This is a genomic window from Klebsiella sp. GG_Kp146 (genome assembly GCF_040061975.1).
Taxonomy (GTDB): Bacteria; Pseudomonadota; Gammaproteobacteria; order Enterobacterales; family Enterobacteriaceae; genus Klebsiella; species Klebsiella quasipneumoniae.
Genome location: NZ_JBEAHA010000009.1, coordinates 1 through 15,323 on the forward strand (window position 1 = coordinate 1; position 15,323 = coordinate 15,323).

The following is a 15,323-nucleotide window of genomic DNA, read 5'->3' on the forward strand; positions in this document are numbered from 1 at the left end:
ACGGCGCTCCTGCAGCTGGCCGCAGCAGGGAAAATGTCTACTGCAGTCGACGCGGTGATGACGCCCCGGCAGCTGGCCGCAGTCGGGGAAATGTCTACTGTAGTCGATGCCGGTAGCGGGGAACCCGGCGCTGTCCGCAGCAGAGGAGATATCTACTTTAGCCGACAGCAAAAACGTGGATCACACCGGCGAAATATCTTCAGAGAATTAACCCAGGATTAGGACACGTCTTAATGCATCATCAGCCCATACTTCAAGGTCATCATAAGTTTTGAAAGTTTTGCTGATTACATGACCGTTTGCAGTTGATGTTCCATACAAATTGAATCCAAGTTGACTAGGCTTTTGGATCATAAAATCATAGGACTCTCTGTCATTTAACAGCCAGTAGAGGTAATGGAAAAAGTCCGGTTTAGACAGACCTGCCTCACCGCGAGCCGCCTTACGTGCTAATTCTTTCCCGGTATAAATTTCCGGGGGAGGAGTGCAACCGAGACCACGGCAGCCCGGAAGGACAGAATCCCGACAAACACTGTCCTGGTAAATGGTGAAACGGGTATCAAGCGAATCCTTAACAAGACGCCCCCACATGATGAAGTGACATGCTCTGTGCCATTGGCGAATTTCCTGACTGTTGAGTAATCCCTTACAGAGGAGACATACAGCCGGTTTTAGAGATTCATCACGGATATTACGTTTATACGATTTCATCTCGACCAGAAAGAACCGGTCGCATACACCGAAGAGGGTATCTGCATTTATATCCCGGTCGCTGCCGTTCAGCGAGATGATGAGGTCACTCATACCGTAGTGGCGGCATGCATCCTGCACCTGGAATTTAAAAACATCGGTAACGCTGTCCTCTCTTCCTTTGTTACTCACATAAACCTCACTCAGTAAGAAATTTCGCCGTGACGGCGGGCCACCAGCGGTGAATGTTAAAGCGGGAGGTCAGGCTAAACAATTACCGAAAACAGGAGGGACCGACAACAACACACAAACGTAAGACAACATACCTCATAGCCCTGCAAAGCCTTTGCCCCGGTGCGTCACGCTCTGCGTGAGTCACGACTGTGCACATTTTCGGCATATTCTTTTTTTCTTTTTTTTCATTTTTCTCTTTTTTTCACACGCGCGGCGAGGGGCGGGCCGGGCACGGTAAAGGTCCAAAGACTTTGAGGTATGTTGTCTTACGTTTACTATTTTATCGACTGATGGTCGTGCCGGCATTCAGAAATTATGGAGATGGCCAACTCCGGGTTTACCCACCTTGTCGCATACAGTAGACACCTCTCCGGGGTAAGGTGCCGGTACCCACCGGACTATTCTGCCCGGAGCTGCTGGTCGTTACGGCTCTGAACTGTTACCCTGGATAATGACTGCATATCGGGGGAGAGCGGACATGGGCAAAGTCCAGGGGATTTTTGTTGGTCACCGAAAGTTTGCTGTAGACAGCGACTGGAAAAGACGGGAAGAAGAGCGACGGTATCAGCTGCGTTGCCAGAAATTTGATGCATGGTCAGAAAAATGGATCACGGTCTACAGGCTTAAGAACTCCCGTCTGTGGACAGACGCCGCCATACGCCGCTGGCTTGGCGTGCCCCAGCAGCAGGGCAAATATAAGGTTTTCTCTGTAGAAGCCGTCAGGATGGCGGAAACACGCCCGGATTTTCAGGCGTGGCTACAGACTCGTATCGATAAAAAACGCACCATGGATAAATTCTCAGAGATCCCGTCTCTCTGAATGTGAATACCCGGCTTATTCCCACGCTTCTCTTTTTCCGATTGTGCTGAAATTCCAAGGATAGGGACTAAGCGTGTAGCATAGTTGCTACACAAATATCACTGTGATATGTTGTATAGCAAACTCACTACACGGGAAGTGTGTATGGCACTGTCACAGATCAGCGTTCGCATTGATGAAGAACTCAAACAACGCACGGATGAAACAATGAAACTGCTGGGAACCAACCCCACGCAGGCCATTACTTTGCTCTATCAGTATATTGCTGAAAACGGAAAACTCCCCTTTACGGTCAGCTCCCGGCTTTTTAGCTCAGAGGAATACACTCGGAGGTTAATCACCACTGCCCGGTCTGTGTTTGAATACTGGCGTGTGCTTACTGAAACATCGTCAACACCCAGAACGAAAAATGGAATGGCGTACTCAATGACGATGGCAGGACATATTTCAAAGCTGCATAACGATCTGATATATGACTGCGGCACCCTGAGCGGTGAGGAGGTCGCGTCATTGATGGACGTTATGGAGGCCATTCTCTCTACTCCTCCAGCTTTTTATAACGGGGAAGCGGGAGGCCAGGAATTGCAGGATAAATTACACGCCGCCGACCAGACAATTCTGGCGATTCAGAAAAATCATGGTATGGAAGTTCAGCGCCGGGAAGATTTTGACTTTCTCAAATGAATGCGTTGACGATGCGACGGCCCCCAAAAGGAGCTTTTTGGTGTTGTGAAGTTCTGTGGTCGGATCGGCAAAAAATGCGCCTTGATTGTCGTCAAATCGCAGCTTCGCTCCCACTGATCCGCACAGCGCGTGTGTACCCCCTATTGCTATACGCCGTTTTCCGTTGATTTTGTCCAATCGGATAACCTAAATGCCATACCACTAAGGCGATAATTTAAAAGCTATAGGTATTGAGACTAAAAGAAAGGAACGCAGGAATGACTAAGAAAAAATATTGCTGCCCGGAATGCGGTGCAGAGATTACCGTCTGGTTTGATATGAACGCCGAGCTTCAGTACAACGTGAAACCCAGTGGGAGTCTGTCAAAGGTTGTAGTAGTGAGCTGCGACTCCGGAGAGGCGCGGTTTGGGATTAAATGTCAGAGCTGTGAGTGGTCCGTACATGGTCATGATGATGTGATTGAAGAGTATGATGCGCTTATTCAGCTGGCCGCCGATAAAGCGGAAGGTGTTCATCTGGTCGCGAAAAAATAAGACACACGCCGCGAAAGCGGCTTTTTTATGGGCGCTGGACAGAACCTCCTGTACGTCCAAGCTGGCAAGGTAGTTAAATAATGCGCTTAACAATAATTTCCGATCTCCAAACCGACCCCTACAAAGACAATATTCAGTCTGGAGATTCGTTTAACGGAGTGATTGTATTTTGGAAAAGGTTCGGGCAACTGCAGTTAAATATATCAAGCTGGGAGAGGGAGGCGAATGGGAACGTGAGTGCCTGACATCTGGCATTATTAGGTTTGGTTACGACAAAACACCCCATCAGATGTGTCTTGAGGGAAAGTGGGAAGAAGTCAATAAAGTCTGGTTAGAAGAGAGGAAATATAACCAGTCCACTGCCACCAGTGATGTCAGGCAGATAAGGACATTTTACACAGCCACCCCCGATATGCTGTTCATAACTTTCAGCCAGGGATTATTGTATTGGTGTCAGCCTTCCGGGGAAGTCACAGAACTGGATGATGGCAGCAGGATCCGCCCCACTGTGAACGGATGGCACAGCCATAGTCTGGCCGGAAACCTTCTCTCCCACAGCGTCCTTAGCGGTGCTTTACTCGCTACACAGAATTACCGGGGTACCATCTGCGATGTGCGTTTGGCCGATTACGCCCTGCGTAAAATTAACGATCAGCAATCGCAGGAAATCATAGACGCGGATATTGCTGAAGCTCAGTACCTGAAGGCTATTACCAGGCTGTGTAGTTTACTTACCTGGCAGGACTTTGAGTTGCTGGTAGATCTGATTTTTTCCGCCAGCGGATGGAAAAGAACCGGAAGCCTTGGGAGGACACAGAAGACGGTCGACATTGAGCTTGAACTGCCCACCACCGGCGAACGGGCATTTGTGCAAGTGAAGTCTGTTGCTGACCAGTCTGTATTCTATGAGTATCTGTCACTGTTCCAGAGCAGTGACAGCTATGATCGAATGTTCTTTGTCTGGCATCGAGGGACATTGAGTGAGGATCTTCGTGCTGAAGGAGTCACGATGATTGGCCCCATTAGGCTTGCCGAACTCATACTGGACACCGGACTGGCACGATGGCTTAGAAATAAGGTTTCGTAGCTGCCCGGCACCTTATCGCTTGCAGGCATCTATGCCATAAGATGCTTATCTTACTCTGTGTGGTGTATTGCTAAATTGGGCCTCTTTAAATTGAGGGGTGGTAAGCAATGGCCTCGCATTATCTGGATGAAAATGGTTACGGCCTTTTCACCCGCTTAAGCTTACTTTCGGTAGTTAATGCGTTGAGGTTGTTTTTCCCAATAAAAGATGATAAGGAATAGATAAGCATTAGAGATCTGCTATTTTTCGAGGAAATTTTTATATGTCAGATTTTTGGGCACGTATGCGTTTAGAAATACTCCGTAGCAACGGTGTAGAATATCAAAGACTATTTGAAACCGTAATGGAGTTATCTTACCCTGAAAAATTCAGGAAGGTCAAACCTTGGGGGAAAAAAGGTGATGGCGGTAACGATGGTTATATTCCAGAGCGAGGTGAATATTATCAAGTATACGCTCCGGAGGAATTGAATCGTGTCAAAATAAATACAGCAATAAAAAAAATCAAAGAGGACATCGGAAAAATAATAAAATCATGGAATGAATCTTGCGAACTAAAAGTGTTTTATGCGGTTATCAACGATAAAGAAATGGGATTTCCAAAAGAAATATATGTCACTCTTGATGAAATTAAAAAAGAATATGAATTAGAGCGAGCAGAAGTATTCAGTTCGGCAATGCTTCTTCATCTTGCAATGGGACTTCCAGCATCAAAATTAAAAACATTCCTGAATGTCAACACACCTTCATATAAAAAAGAAATGGTTGCGCACAAATATGTAATCAAACATTTACCATTAAGAATGGCTGGACTGTTTGTTACCAACTTGTCTAGCAATTTTATTCTTGAAGACACTCTAAGAGATATGTTAAAAATCATCAGTTATTGCAATGGCAAAACGTATGACATCCCAGGATTTAAAGAAACCATAGAAGCAATGTATCCTTGGATTCTAGCTCTAAATAAGCACTTCATGGAGTTTAGATATACCATAAGATTAAAAAACGGATATAAAGTTTCGCGAGAGTGGAAGATTAATGAGCCTTACGAGAATCATGATAAACTTCAGCGAGAGCACAATTTATGGGAGGAGAATTGCAGCATTATCTGTAATAACTTGTGTTATGCTATCAATGAATACATTTTATTGTATAGAGAATATTTCGACCTGGAATTTCTTGATGGTGAACTTATACTATTAGAAGATGAGACACTACCTTCTGAGTATATTGATTTATTACCAAATGTCATTTGTTAATATTGTATAGGGGGTAATAATGCCATACGGTGAAGATAGTATTTTAAAAAACATCATTGATATAGATAGCTTGGATATGTCTATCTATAGGATTTTCAGCATTAAATATTTCGAGGAGTTGATAACAAATAAGGAGTTAGTTTTAGTTCAACCTGATATGTGGGATGACCCGTATGAAAACTTCATTCTAAAAACTGAAGTTGACTTAGGAGACGGTACCATTGCTTCTCTTGAAGAATTAAAAAGCAACTGGTATGGTCAATGCTGGACTGAAAATATTGATACAGATGCCATGTGGCGAATATACAGCCCAAATAAAGATGGGATAAGAGTAAAGACTACAGCAAAGAAATTATTTGATATTGTTTATAATAGCTTAGATGAATATGCAAAATTAAAATATTTCATTGGAAAAGTAAGTTATAAAGAAAAACAGGAAATCATAAATTTTGTAACAAAAAGCTCGTTTTCAGAGATTATATTAGGTGGGCAAAATGATAGTTTTGCAAAATTGCTGTGTACAAAAAGAACTGCATTTTCTCATGAAAATGAAATAAGGGTTCTCGTGGATGATATTCATAATAAAAAAGGTGATGGTGGCTTGTACAAAATAGACATTGAGCCAATGCAATTATTTGATGAGGTTTGTCTGGATCCTCGTTTATCAGATATTGAGGCCAATAATCTTAAGGCAAAATTAGTGGCGATGGGTGTAACATGTAAAATTTTGCAATCTGACCTTTATAAATTAACTTTACCCCGCCTAAGGATAAGCTGAATAATAACATCAAAAGAAATTCAAACGTCAGATATAAGGGATACATGTGACCTACTGTGTAACAGTATTTTAAGAAATTTAAGATTAATGGTTTATTCATACAGCCCACTAAATTAGCGGGCTGCTTCAAAGAAGCCAAGTTCTAATTACTCAAAAGTTGAACCACTACTAAACGTCCACCATCCTCTGGAGAGAGAATAAACTGAGCGTTGTCATCCAGACGTAGCTTATCACCAATTGCTATCGTTCTGCGGTCAGGTAGAGACATCAGTCCGTGTATTCCCTCATTCACAAGCCACCACTGGCCGTTATGGAACACGAAATAACCCACCCTTTTTTTCTGTTCAGTTGTCGTCCGTTCATTCGGCGCAATAAGACGGTTCACATGCCAGGTGTACAACGACTGGCCGCTCCACACCATAAGCCGGTGATCGTCGGGCCTGAAGGTTCCTGCCTTTCTTGATGAATACAGGTTCAGGATAGGAAGCTTACCTTTGTATGGCGTGCCACAATAAGGACAAGCCGGTTTAGTCTTACCGGAGAAAACGTACCATTTCTGTTCACAACCATCATTCTGGCAAGGCTGAATTAAATCGACCGTCTTTACCAGGGCCGTTTCCCATTCATCAGCTGTAGGGCGCTGTGAAGGATCATGCAATCCATCAATAAATGCCCGCTCGAAGAGCGGTGTCAAATAAGGGCCCATAATGGTATACGGGATTTTCTGAGGGTCCGCCCAGGGGAGTGAGAACGAAGAGACCTGGTTGATCTTAACCGCGTTGCTCTTGTCAGTCGGATGTTCGATGAACAGTGCTCGTTCTCCCATGGAAAGTGCCTCATCCCTGACTTCATCATTGATGTCGTGAATTTTCCCTCCACGTAGTGGGTGCCGGAAAAGCAGATACATGTAAATCAGCACTGAAAGCGCATGCCGGTCAGTGGCTATACTCGGTAACACCCGGTGGGGATCGTCTTTGGGGAGGTGACTTGTCTTCACCACTTCCGGGGCAATGAAATCGGGCGTACCGACCACGTCAGGGGGATATTTACCGGGTACCACCAGCCCATCAACATCGATAATGCATGCATGGCCCAGTTCCGGGTCTATCAGCACATTTTTATAACTCAGGTCGCTATGGCAAAGACCGGCAGCATGCATTCGCCTCACAGCACGCGTTAGCATAATACAGACTTTCAGGTAGTTGAGCGTATTTCCACGTTCACGCGGATCGAGAAATTTATTTTGATTGTTAGCACTGGCAAACCATTTACCTTCTTTTTCACGTCCCTTTATCCCCAGGAAGTCATTGTTTTTGGAACCATATCGGAAGAAGAAATGCTGCTGATAAGCAGGTACGACAATACCCACCTTATCGGCGTGCTCAACAACATCAGTGGGCCAGCAGAAGAGACCTTTCCAGTAGTCTCCGCCGGTCTGTTCAAAAATATTCTGCCGGTACCGCCCGGTGATCATATTAATACGTTCCCGGGCCTGTTCATTCTGGGGTTTATGGTAGAAGGCTACGACGTAAGATTTATCCGGAGAGAAAAACACATCTTTCATTGAGCCCGAGCCGATGACTTCATCGACGTACTGAATGGTTTTACCATCCTTAGTTTTGCACGTAATTATATTTGCCATGAAATGCCACCTGCGATCCCATTTAGTTCACCAGAGCACAATGATTGTGCGATCATCATGATTGCCGGGAGAGAAGAAGTTTAACCAGCCCACCAGTTGTTCGGACGCCTTTTCAGGGGCTGAGAGATGGGGAGAAAGCTCTGTCATTAGCTTGTCCCATTTAACCGGGTTCTGAAGCCCATTATCCGTTTCAAACCAGGGATCGGAAACACCATCAGTCATAAGAACCAGGTGCGAAATATCACTCCACTTGCCTATACTTATGCGTTTACTAAACCCGGTATCACTGACAGCCTCCGCATCGAGAAACCTTGTCTGGCCTGCATACTCCCCGCTATCTGGTGTGCCCAGGACTCTGACTTTCCCAACTGGACCATATGCGGCTATGGCACCATCCCCTAACCAGAAGGAAGCGGCAAACAAATCGGCACCGTCGCGAAAAGTGACGGTCGCGAGTAAAGTCGTCGAGAATGACTTCACTTTGTCTTCAGCCATAATTGCAGCACTGCTGATATTGTTTACGGCCAGTACCGCAGCCTGTCTGAAGTGGTGATTCATGAAATCCCAAACAATACGCTGATCATCGTTATTCCAGCGTAAAACTTTGTCTTTTATTTCATGACCCTTCTCACCCTTCAGCTGGTTGAAAAGATAATTCCCAACGGTGTCTGCAACGATTCGTGAGCCTTCCCGAGAAAATTTAGCACTACCCGCGCCATCTGCCACCAGTAATACACTCCAGCCAGATACCTCACTGAAATTGAGGTAGAAATCATCGTCGCGGAAGGAGCCCACATGTTCATGGGAACGTCCACGACGACTTGCACCAGCAATATGTATACCTGACTGGGAGACCCCCTGATGTGCGATACTGTCCTTGTAAAAAGGTCCATCCGAAGGTGGATCTATCACTTTCCAGAGACTTTTTGGGTCAGGGTTGACGACAAAAAGTAACTTTTTGTCATTGTCAGGATGTGTGCTGCAGGACCATTTCACTGAAAGTTCGAAGTCTCCGCTGCGAGTGGGCGTCCCTTGCAGACGTCGTTCGTTGTGATTAAAAATCAGTCCAATGTCCTGAGGCATATTAATCTCAGTAATGTCTGCCGGGACACCATTATCGGTCACTATCTCCAAAGAAACGTCAAACCGTTCACCCACCCGGGCATTTGGCAGCACAATAGACACCTCTGGGGTTTTCTTGAGGAAAGAGGAATCCTCCTTACTTGCTTTCTGAGGCACCTCTCCGGGCCTTAAAGCACTGGCTGCGACGGGAGGAAAATATTCATCTGTTTCAGCAGAACGGGAAGTTGCCTGCTCCTTTGGCTGCACGGTGTCGGGAGTCAGTAGCAACTCATTTTTCGTTTCAGCGATATCTTCCTCCATATTTACCTGAACTCCCCCGGCAGCGGCTTCATCAGGCATTTCCTTATGCGTTTCATGCGCCTCATTTCCGGTTGTTTCAATATCTGCGTGGATTGCGTCTGTCACAGGGAAAGTGCTTTCATTTTCGCCTGTGTTTTGTGGGTGAGAGTTACTATCTGACAGGAGCTTAGATGAACTGTCCACATCAGTCAGAACGGCTTCTTCAGAGACTCTCCTACATGAAATCCGTTTTATGACCGTTTCCCTCAACTGTCGAACAGCTTGTTCAATATCATCTTCGTCGCAAAGCCGGAGAACACGCTCAAAGTCAGCTGGCTCACCCGATGCCTCCAGAATAAGGGCAACAATTTTATGTTCAGGTGTTATAAACTCGCTCATCAGCCGCGTCCTCTGCTTACGTTGAAATCGGAATGACCCCCGTCGTCCTGAAAGGACAGTCCCTTCTCACACCATGGGCAGATAACATCATCGGGCCCATCGATGCAAAGAAGTTTCCCACAACTGCACATCGCGAAAGCGCTACTGTTTCCGCAATGCGGGCATCCAGGTACACCGTGGAGTTCACTGGTATTAACCTGAACGCCTGATGCGGCCATATCTGTCCATGAGAAGTAGTCTTCATCGATCGGATAGCAGCCTGCAATATTGAAGGTGTTCAGGTTCAGGTCAAATGCAAGTCCTGACACCTTAGCCGGTGGCCGTTCATACTTCATGAGATAGGGGCGACGTGTTTTGCTGCAACGTCCGGTCAGAACCACGCAGTTATCATCGTAAGCTCTGGTGATTTCATCTTTGGCGAGTTTGACGATATAGTCGGTCTGTTTCAGTGGCGGTTGAGTATCTTCTCCTACGCTTCTGCTGTGGGCAGTGACGGAAGCAGTGATCCACTGTATGAAACGCGTGAAATCTCCGTCCTGGCTTTCCGTAAACAATAAAACGTTTTCAGTCAGTTGGCGAAGCACACCAAGGTCTACCGAATTCCCCATACCTACCGCTATCAGGTTCACTTTTTTGGCGTAATAATCATTCCAGCGTTTTACTTCACCTGAAATATCATCGGTAGGACGTCCATCGGTGAGCAGGTAAACCACGGGTTTCCAGTCCCCTTTTTCTTCAAGGCTGGTTTTACGCACCTGAGAATCTATTTGTACCGTAAGTTCCCGTAGCGCAGCCCCAAGGCTTGTCCCGCCTCCGACAGGAAGGCGAGGGGGATAAAAAGACACAATATCATGGAGGGGAACAATAGTTCTGGCGACACCAGCAAATGCAATAACCGAAATCCAGGCCGTTTCGAGTGCATGGGGGTCCTTACGCAGATCGTTAACGATCATCTGTAAGCCATCATTCATCCTTTTCAGATTTTCACCAATCATGGACTCTGAACAGTCCAGAACAAAGAATACGGGAAGCCGTCTCATAAGAAACTCCCATCACGCCATAAATTACGTCCATTTCTTAGATGGACTGATACGAAGTATGGTCAGGTTGTCCTCCTGCCATACCGGTAAGAACTTAAAGGACCAGCTGTATCTCAGGTGGAGGAGGGGGAAGCGTGTCTGAGGAAGCGTTTACCCCCGCGCTCGAACTTCCTGATGCCACACTTGCGCTGACCCATTTGAAAAAGCCAGAAAAGGCTGTCGAATCAAGCGTCTCCAGCGCTACAACTTTGGCAGTCAGTTGCTTAAGATGCTCATGCCCGGCTTTAGGACCAACAGCACAGGCTATGATGGAGCCAAATGAACGGTTATGAACCTCTTTAACGGCTTCACCATAAGCCCACGCGTCAGAAGGCGTGCCATCAGTCATCAGGAAGACCAGCGGTCGCCAGTCACCTTTTTGTTCTCCATCAGACCGGCGTATATCCCGGTCCACACAACTCATCAGGCACTCCAGTGCAGCTCCCGTAAATGTCCCTCCCGCACTGGGCACCTGAATATCCACAAACTGAAAATCAGCCAGAGCTGTCAGAGGGACATATTCCCGGGCTTCATTGTCAAAGGTAATGATAGAGATATGGACACTTTCCAGAGCGTAGGGGTCCTGTCGCAGGGCACTCAGCATCGCCTGAACACCGACATTCACTGAATGTATTGATTCGCCACGCATCGAGCCCGAAGTGTCGATAAGGAGATAAACAGGTAGTCTGCGCATTTAGATATAATTCCTCAGATGGCTGACAAAGGAATCTGTGGTTGACGGCTCACCGATCGCATTCAGTTTCCAGCCGGTTGGTTCACGAACGAGTTCAGCAAAGACCATCGATCGCTGACCATTAAAGGAAGCGCCTCCTGAAAGGTCAAACCGGGCCATTTCGACATTTCTTCCATCCACGGCCCGGATAAATGCATTCTGTACTTTGCCGAAGTGCTGCTGTAATTTTTCGCCGTTGTAGATTTGAACAATGAAGACAATTTTTTCATACTTCGGATCGAGGCTATTTAGTTTTGCAATTATTTGCTCATCGTCTCCGTCTCCGGCACCTGTCCGGTTATCGCCGGTCAACCAGATTTGCCCAGATTTATGGCGAAGACTGTTAAAGAACACAATATCGCCATTAACCAGCGTGGGTTTGCCGTTTTCAACATTTCCGAGGTCAGTTACCTTTCCGGTGTCGTTGCAAAGGAAGGCGATGACATCAAGGTCATACTCTTCCTCTTTCTTACCGAAAAGCCCACCGAGAAGACCTTTTTTTTCTTCATTAATATCCCAGCCAAGGCCGATAGTGACCGAAGAAAGGTCGAATTCATTTTTACGCAGGCTGACGCCTTGCCCTTTTCGTAAGCTGACTGTCATGGGATCCCCTCTATTATTAGTATCTTATAAAACAACGTTCACTTCAGGCGGTGGAGGAGGTAAATCATCGAGACCGATAACCTCTTTTTTACCCGCTTCAACTTTCTGACTACCTACAGAAACACTCGCCGATACCCATTTGAAGAACGCTTTGATAGAAGAGCTGTCAGCGGTATCCAGCTGTAGGACGATTTCTGTAATTTCTTTCAGTACACTGGTGTCCGCATCATGGCCTGCCGCGCAGGCTACAACGACGCCTTTCCTGGCTGCGTTAAAATCATTAAGGCCTTTTCGCCAGTCGTCTGTCGGAGCGCCATCAGTCATCAGGAAAACCAACGGCCGCCAGTCTCCTTTTGTATCTGCCGTTGTTTTCATGACTTCTGAGTCAATTCGATTCGCAATCAGAGATAAGGCTTCGCCCAGTGCTGTAGTTCCGCTCGCGGTCAAAGAGGGCAGGTTGAAACTAAGCAGATCCGTCAGAGGAACTGCCTGGTGTGCTGAGGAACTGAAAGTAATAACCGACACAAACGCAGTTTCTAAAGCATATGGGTCCTGCTTCAACGTGGTTAGTAGTGTCTGGACGCCATTTTTAACCGCCTCAATAGGTTCACCATGCATTGAACCTGAAGTATCAAGTAACAGGTAAACGGGGAGTCTTCTCATAATCAAAGTTCCTTGCGATAAAAGGTGGGGGGAACAGTGGCACTTCTGGATATTTTTATCTCTGACTATAGGCCCTTATATCACAAATACCAGCTCTAAATCTGATAGTTACCTATCCATACGATATGAAAAAATAGATAAAGTTGGGTCTTTTCAGACTACGCAAACCCGCACTCCTGTTAGGAATTTTCCCATTACCAGGGTAATGTACTTATCGGCCGATTTATCTGGAGTCACATTAGGACTAACCTGCTAGTGTTGCTGATCGCTACTACCAGCTTAACTGCCTGTTAGGACCGGAAAAGCATTCAGAGACGCAGTGGGTAGGATACCTGGAGCGATAGACAGGATGATTTACGTCATTACGGACAACCAGTTTCTGTACGCAGGAATTGAGTTACTTCTTTGCACGCATGAGATAGCTGCTTCGCGAATATCGGTGAACCACCTCTCCAACCATGTGATATGCAAGGATAATGTTTACTTCATTGAACGTCCTCTCCATGAAGAAAACGTCCAATTTCTGAGTAAACTCTACCGTTCAGGTGCGCGTTTCTGCTTTTTACTGCAACATGCGATAGAGAGTGTCAGAAATGATGACACACAGTTTATCGACATCACGACACGGTTAAATATTTTTACCTATACCGTGTTGAAAACTATATCTGGCAGTGCAAATCTGCCTGCAGTAAATACTGTACGGCTGACTGACAGGGAATTTACGGTAGCGCGTCTGGTTCTTTGTGGTCGTTCAGATGAAGACATAGCCACTGTATTGTCAATCACAAAGCGGTCTTCTCAGGACCATATAAATCGCGTGCTGAAGAAATTGGGTGGAAAATCCGTAGCAGACATCTACCTACACCGGAATGTGATTTACGGAAGTTGCTCCGCCAGGTAAAACCTGTAGAAACAGTATAGGTGATCGGCCATCGTTCTTTTGTCCAACGGCAAAATGGGAAATACGGAAGGAGAATATCTCTGACTGTAAGGCACGTGTGGGCGACTTTACCTACAAGTAAAAAGGGGCCCTTTCTGTCGGTACCCCTGGAATGCTGTTATTCCGGCTTGTTTTTCAACTGAACTACCTTAATAAAGTCCTCGACCTTCATTTCAGCGAGAGTCTCTACCGCCTCACTTCGGGACGTGCCGGTAAGTTCGGCCAGTTTGTCTATTTTCCGGAGTACCCGGCGTCGGATGGATAAAGAGACTGTCGTCTTCAGATCTTTATCCAGCACCACTTTCGTCGAAATATCCTGCGCTTTCTGTTCAGCGTTTTGAGTGAGTGCTTCATTCATTCGGCGCAAAGTTTTTTTATCGAGCTGCCCGTGACTAACTAATTGATAGGAATGACCGGCTTTACTGTATTTTATTTCAGCTGCATAGGACTCCCGAAGCTCCTTCAGCGCACGACTGAGGGTAGGTTCAGAACAGTCAAGAATACTGATGATTTTTGCCGCAGAAACGGGTTTTCCCGTACCCAGTAAGCTCGCCAGAGTATAAATTCGTTCCTGTCGGGTATTTAGTTGCATAGTCAGCTGGTGCCTGCAGTTATCATAATAGGGTCAATAGCCTGAAACAGGAAAGTTGCGCTCATTTTTCGGACCAACGCCTGAACACTCAGCACCGCGATAGGGTCCACGTCTTTAAGGTTCGTGTAGTTTATTTTTTCCATATGATGGCGGTCTATCCTGCAGGAAAGAATGTACTCATCTTCAAGGTAACCCGTTTGTTTGCTGATCCGCTGAGTAAAGCCGGAAAGCACGGCGTGTTCAAACGGAAGCGTCTGAAATACGATGGCAGCTAATCGCATCAGGCAACCGTGGACGTGTCTTGCATAACTCTCCCGGACCGCTTTCTGTGTCATCGTTTTTTCAGTGATATCCGTTCCCTTTGCATTGACGACATATACCTTATCAGGCATATCCTCAATCTCAGGTAAATCAACATCAAGCCAGACCATTGATTCGTCAGGCCTGACTTCAAAAGTCACAAGCGTTTCACGCGGCCATTCCGTTTGTGAGAGCACCTCTGCCAGGCAGTCTTCAAAGAAACGGGCATCCGATCGGAACTGCTCGCGTGCAACGCCAGCAGTGAGAGAAGAGTTTTTTTCATGTTCCTGAGCTTCAAACTGCCAGTTTGCATACTGCTCAGCCCAGGCGACACGTTGTTTCTCATACCGTTGTTTAAGCAGTGTGTTTTCGCGTTCAACGTCGGCCACTTCCTGTTGCCACTGTCGCTGGTTCTCATTCTGTCGTTCGGTGCGAGCCGCATCGGTTTCGAACCATCCCCCCAGAAAACCACGACCGCAACGTTCATCTGGTGCGGATGGGAAAGGGCTGTATTCAGGTTTGGCAGGACGAACGGGCGCGGGCAGGGTGAACGTCCTCTGGTGGAGCTCAAGATAATGTGATTCGAGCGATGCCCATGTGTTCCCGTCCACGGGTGAAGGGGAAAGCTCATGAATATTGGAAATGGCCGTTATAGCGGACATCAGCCTTTCCACTTCCTGCTCCAGCTCTTCCCTCAGTCCCGGATTAGCCTGAGCTCTGCTGTTCTGACGCTCCCGTACTGTCCGGTCAATTCGGGTCCGATAACTCAGTCCAGTGCCCGGCAACCCCAGATTGGCATAGGTCCCGCGCTTCCCAAAAGACAGTGACGCCCCCCGGGGTCCAACACTCAGGCTGGGGGCTCCATTGCTCAGGTTTATCCTGACGCCGGGAATAATGCTTATCGACTTCCTGAATCTGAATCCCAT

16 protein-coding genes are annotated in these 15,323 nt (G+C 46.6%); 7 read left to right on the forward strand and 9 right to left on the reverse strand.

Translation table 11 applies throughout. The features are described 5' to 3' along the window. Positions 1-207 precede the first annotated feature (207 nt). A complete protein-coding gene (locus ABLU95_RS10485) occupies positions 208-882 on the reverse strand; it encodes a hypothetical protein (RefSeq protein WP_348879398.1) in 675 nt (224 codons plus the stop codon). A 520-nt stretch (positions 883-1,402) separates the two neighbouring features. Between ABLU95_RS10485 and ABLU95_RS10490 the strand changes: the two genes are divergently transcribed. The 6 genes from ABLU95_RS10490 (at position 1,403) to ABLU95_RS10515 (ending at position 6,084) form a co-directional block, all read left to right on the forward strand. After that, the gene (locus tag ABLU95_RS10490) at positions 1,403-1,744 is read left to right on the forward strand and encodes a hypothetical protein (protein ID WP_154975140.1); all 342 of its coding nucleotides are present in this window, start codon (positions 1,403-1,405) and stop codon (positions 1,742-1,744) included. A gap of 144 nt (positions 1,745-1,888) precedes the next feature. After that, a complete protein-coding gene (locus ABLU95_RS10495) occupies positions 1,889-2,428 on the forward strand; it encodes a type II toxin-antitoxin system RelB/DinJ family antitoxin (RefSeq protein ID WP_237374846.1) in 540 nt (179 codons plus the stop codon). A 257-nt stretch (positions 2,429-2,685) separates the two neighbouring features. Further along, positions 2,686-2,961 carry a hypothetical protein gene (locus ABLU95_RS10500; protein ID WP_348879400.1) on the forward strand — a complete coding sequence of 92 codons (276 nt, stop codon included), beginning with the start codon at positions 2,686-2,688 and terminating at the stop codon, positions 2,959-2,961. Positions 2,962-3,130: 169 nt separating this feature from the next. Further along, positions 3,131-4,048: a hypothetical protein gene (locus ABLU95_RS10505; protein ID WP_348879401.1), complete on the forward strand. Its 918-nt coding sequence runs from the start codon at positions 3,131-3,133 to the stop codon at positions 4,046-4,048. Positions 4,049-4,310: 262 nt separating this feature from the next. Continuing rightward, positions 4,311-5,306 (forward strand): hypothetical protein, encoded by a 996-nt coding sequence (locus tag ABLU95_RS10510; RefSeq protein ID WP_348879402.1) that lies wholly within the window; start codon positions 4,311-4,313, stop codon positions 5,304-5,306. A 19-nt stretch (positions 5,307-5,325) separates the two neighbouring features. Continuing rightward, complete coding sequence (locus ABLU95_RS10515) at positions 5,326-6,084, forward strand: DUF2971 domain-containing protein (protein WP_348879404.1); 759 nt, start codon at positions 5,326-5,328, stop codon at positions 6,082-6,084. Between the two features lie 142 nt (positions 6,085-6,226). Here the strand turns inward: ABLU95_RS10515 and ABLU95_RS10520 are convergent, their stop codons facing one another. The 6 genes from ABLU95_RS10520 to ABLU95_RS10545 form a co-directional block, all read right to left on the reverse strand. After that, positions 6,227-7,726, reverse strand: a complete 1,500-nt coding sequence (locus ABLU95_RS10520) for a lipopolysaccharide kinase InaA family protein (protein WP_348879405.1) — start codon at positions 7,724-7,726, stop codon at positions 6,227-6,229. A 27-nt stretch (positions 7,727-7,753) separates the two neighbouring features. Further along, positions 7,754-9,487 carry a PP2C family serine/threonine-protein phosphatase gene (locus ABLU95_RS10525; RefSeq protein ID WP_348879407.1) on the reverse strand — a complete coding sequence of 578 codons (1,734 nt, stop codon included), beginning with the start codon at positions 9,485-9,487 and terminating at the stop codon, positions 7,754-7,756. Beyond that, positions 9,487-10,527, reverse strand: a complete 1,041-nt coding sequence (locus ABLU95_RS10530) for a TerY-C metal binding domain-containing protein (protein ID WP_348879408.1) — start codon at positions 10,525-10,527, stop codon at positions 9,487-9,489. The genes ABLU95_RS10525 and ABLU95_RS10530 overlap by 1 nt, the downstream gene beginning before the upstream one ends. Before the next feature lie 94 nt (positions 10,528-10,621). Continuing rightward, positions 10,622-11,260: a VWA domain-containing protein gene (locus ABLU95_RS10535; protein WP_088168638.1), complete on the reverse strand. Its 639-nt coding sequence runs from the start codon at positions 11,258-11,260 to the stop codon at positions 10,622-10,624. Further along, positions 11,261-11,902: a TerD family protein gene (locus ABLU95_RS10540; protein WP_348879409.1), complete on the reverse strand. Its 642-nt coding sequence runs from the start codon at positions 11,900-11,902 to the stop codon at positions 11,261-11,263. Positions 11,903-11,926: 24 nt separating this feature from the next. Beyond that, a complete protein-coding gene (locus ABLU95_RS10545) occupies positions 11,927-12,565 on the reverse strand; it encodes a VWA domain-containing protein (RefSeq protein WP_348879411.1) in 639 nt (212 codons plus the stop codon). 349 nt (positions 12,566-12,914) lie between these two features. On the opposite strand from ABLU95_RS10545, the gene ABLU95_RS10550 reads away from it, so the two are divergent. Continuing rightward, positions 12,915-13,466: a helix-turn-helix transcriptional regulator gene (locus ABLU95_RS10550; protein WP_348879413.1), complete on the forward strand. Its 552-nt coding sequence runs from the start codon at positions 12,915-12,917 to the stop codon at positions 13,464-13,466. 157 nt (positions 13,467-13,623) lie between these two features. Here the strand turns inward: ABLU95_RS10550 and ABLU95_RS10555 are convergent, their stop codons facing one another. Beyond that, the gene (locus ABLU95_RS10555; protein ID WP_071359890.1) at positions 13,624-14,097 is read right to left on the reverse strand and encodes a ribbon-helix-helix protein, CopG family; all 474 of its coding nucleotides are present in this window, start codon (positions 14,095-14,097) and stop codon (positions 13,624-13,626) included. A 2-nt stretch (positions 14,098-14,099) separates the two neighbouring features. Further along, complete coding sequence (locus ABLU95_RS10560; RefSeq protein WP_348879415.1) at positions 14,100-15,323, reverse strand: DUF4236 domain-containing protein; 1,224 nt, start codon at positions 15,321-15,323, stop codon at positions 14,100-14,102.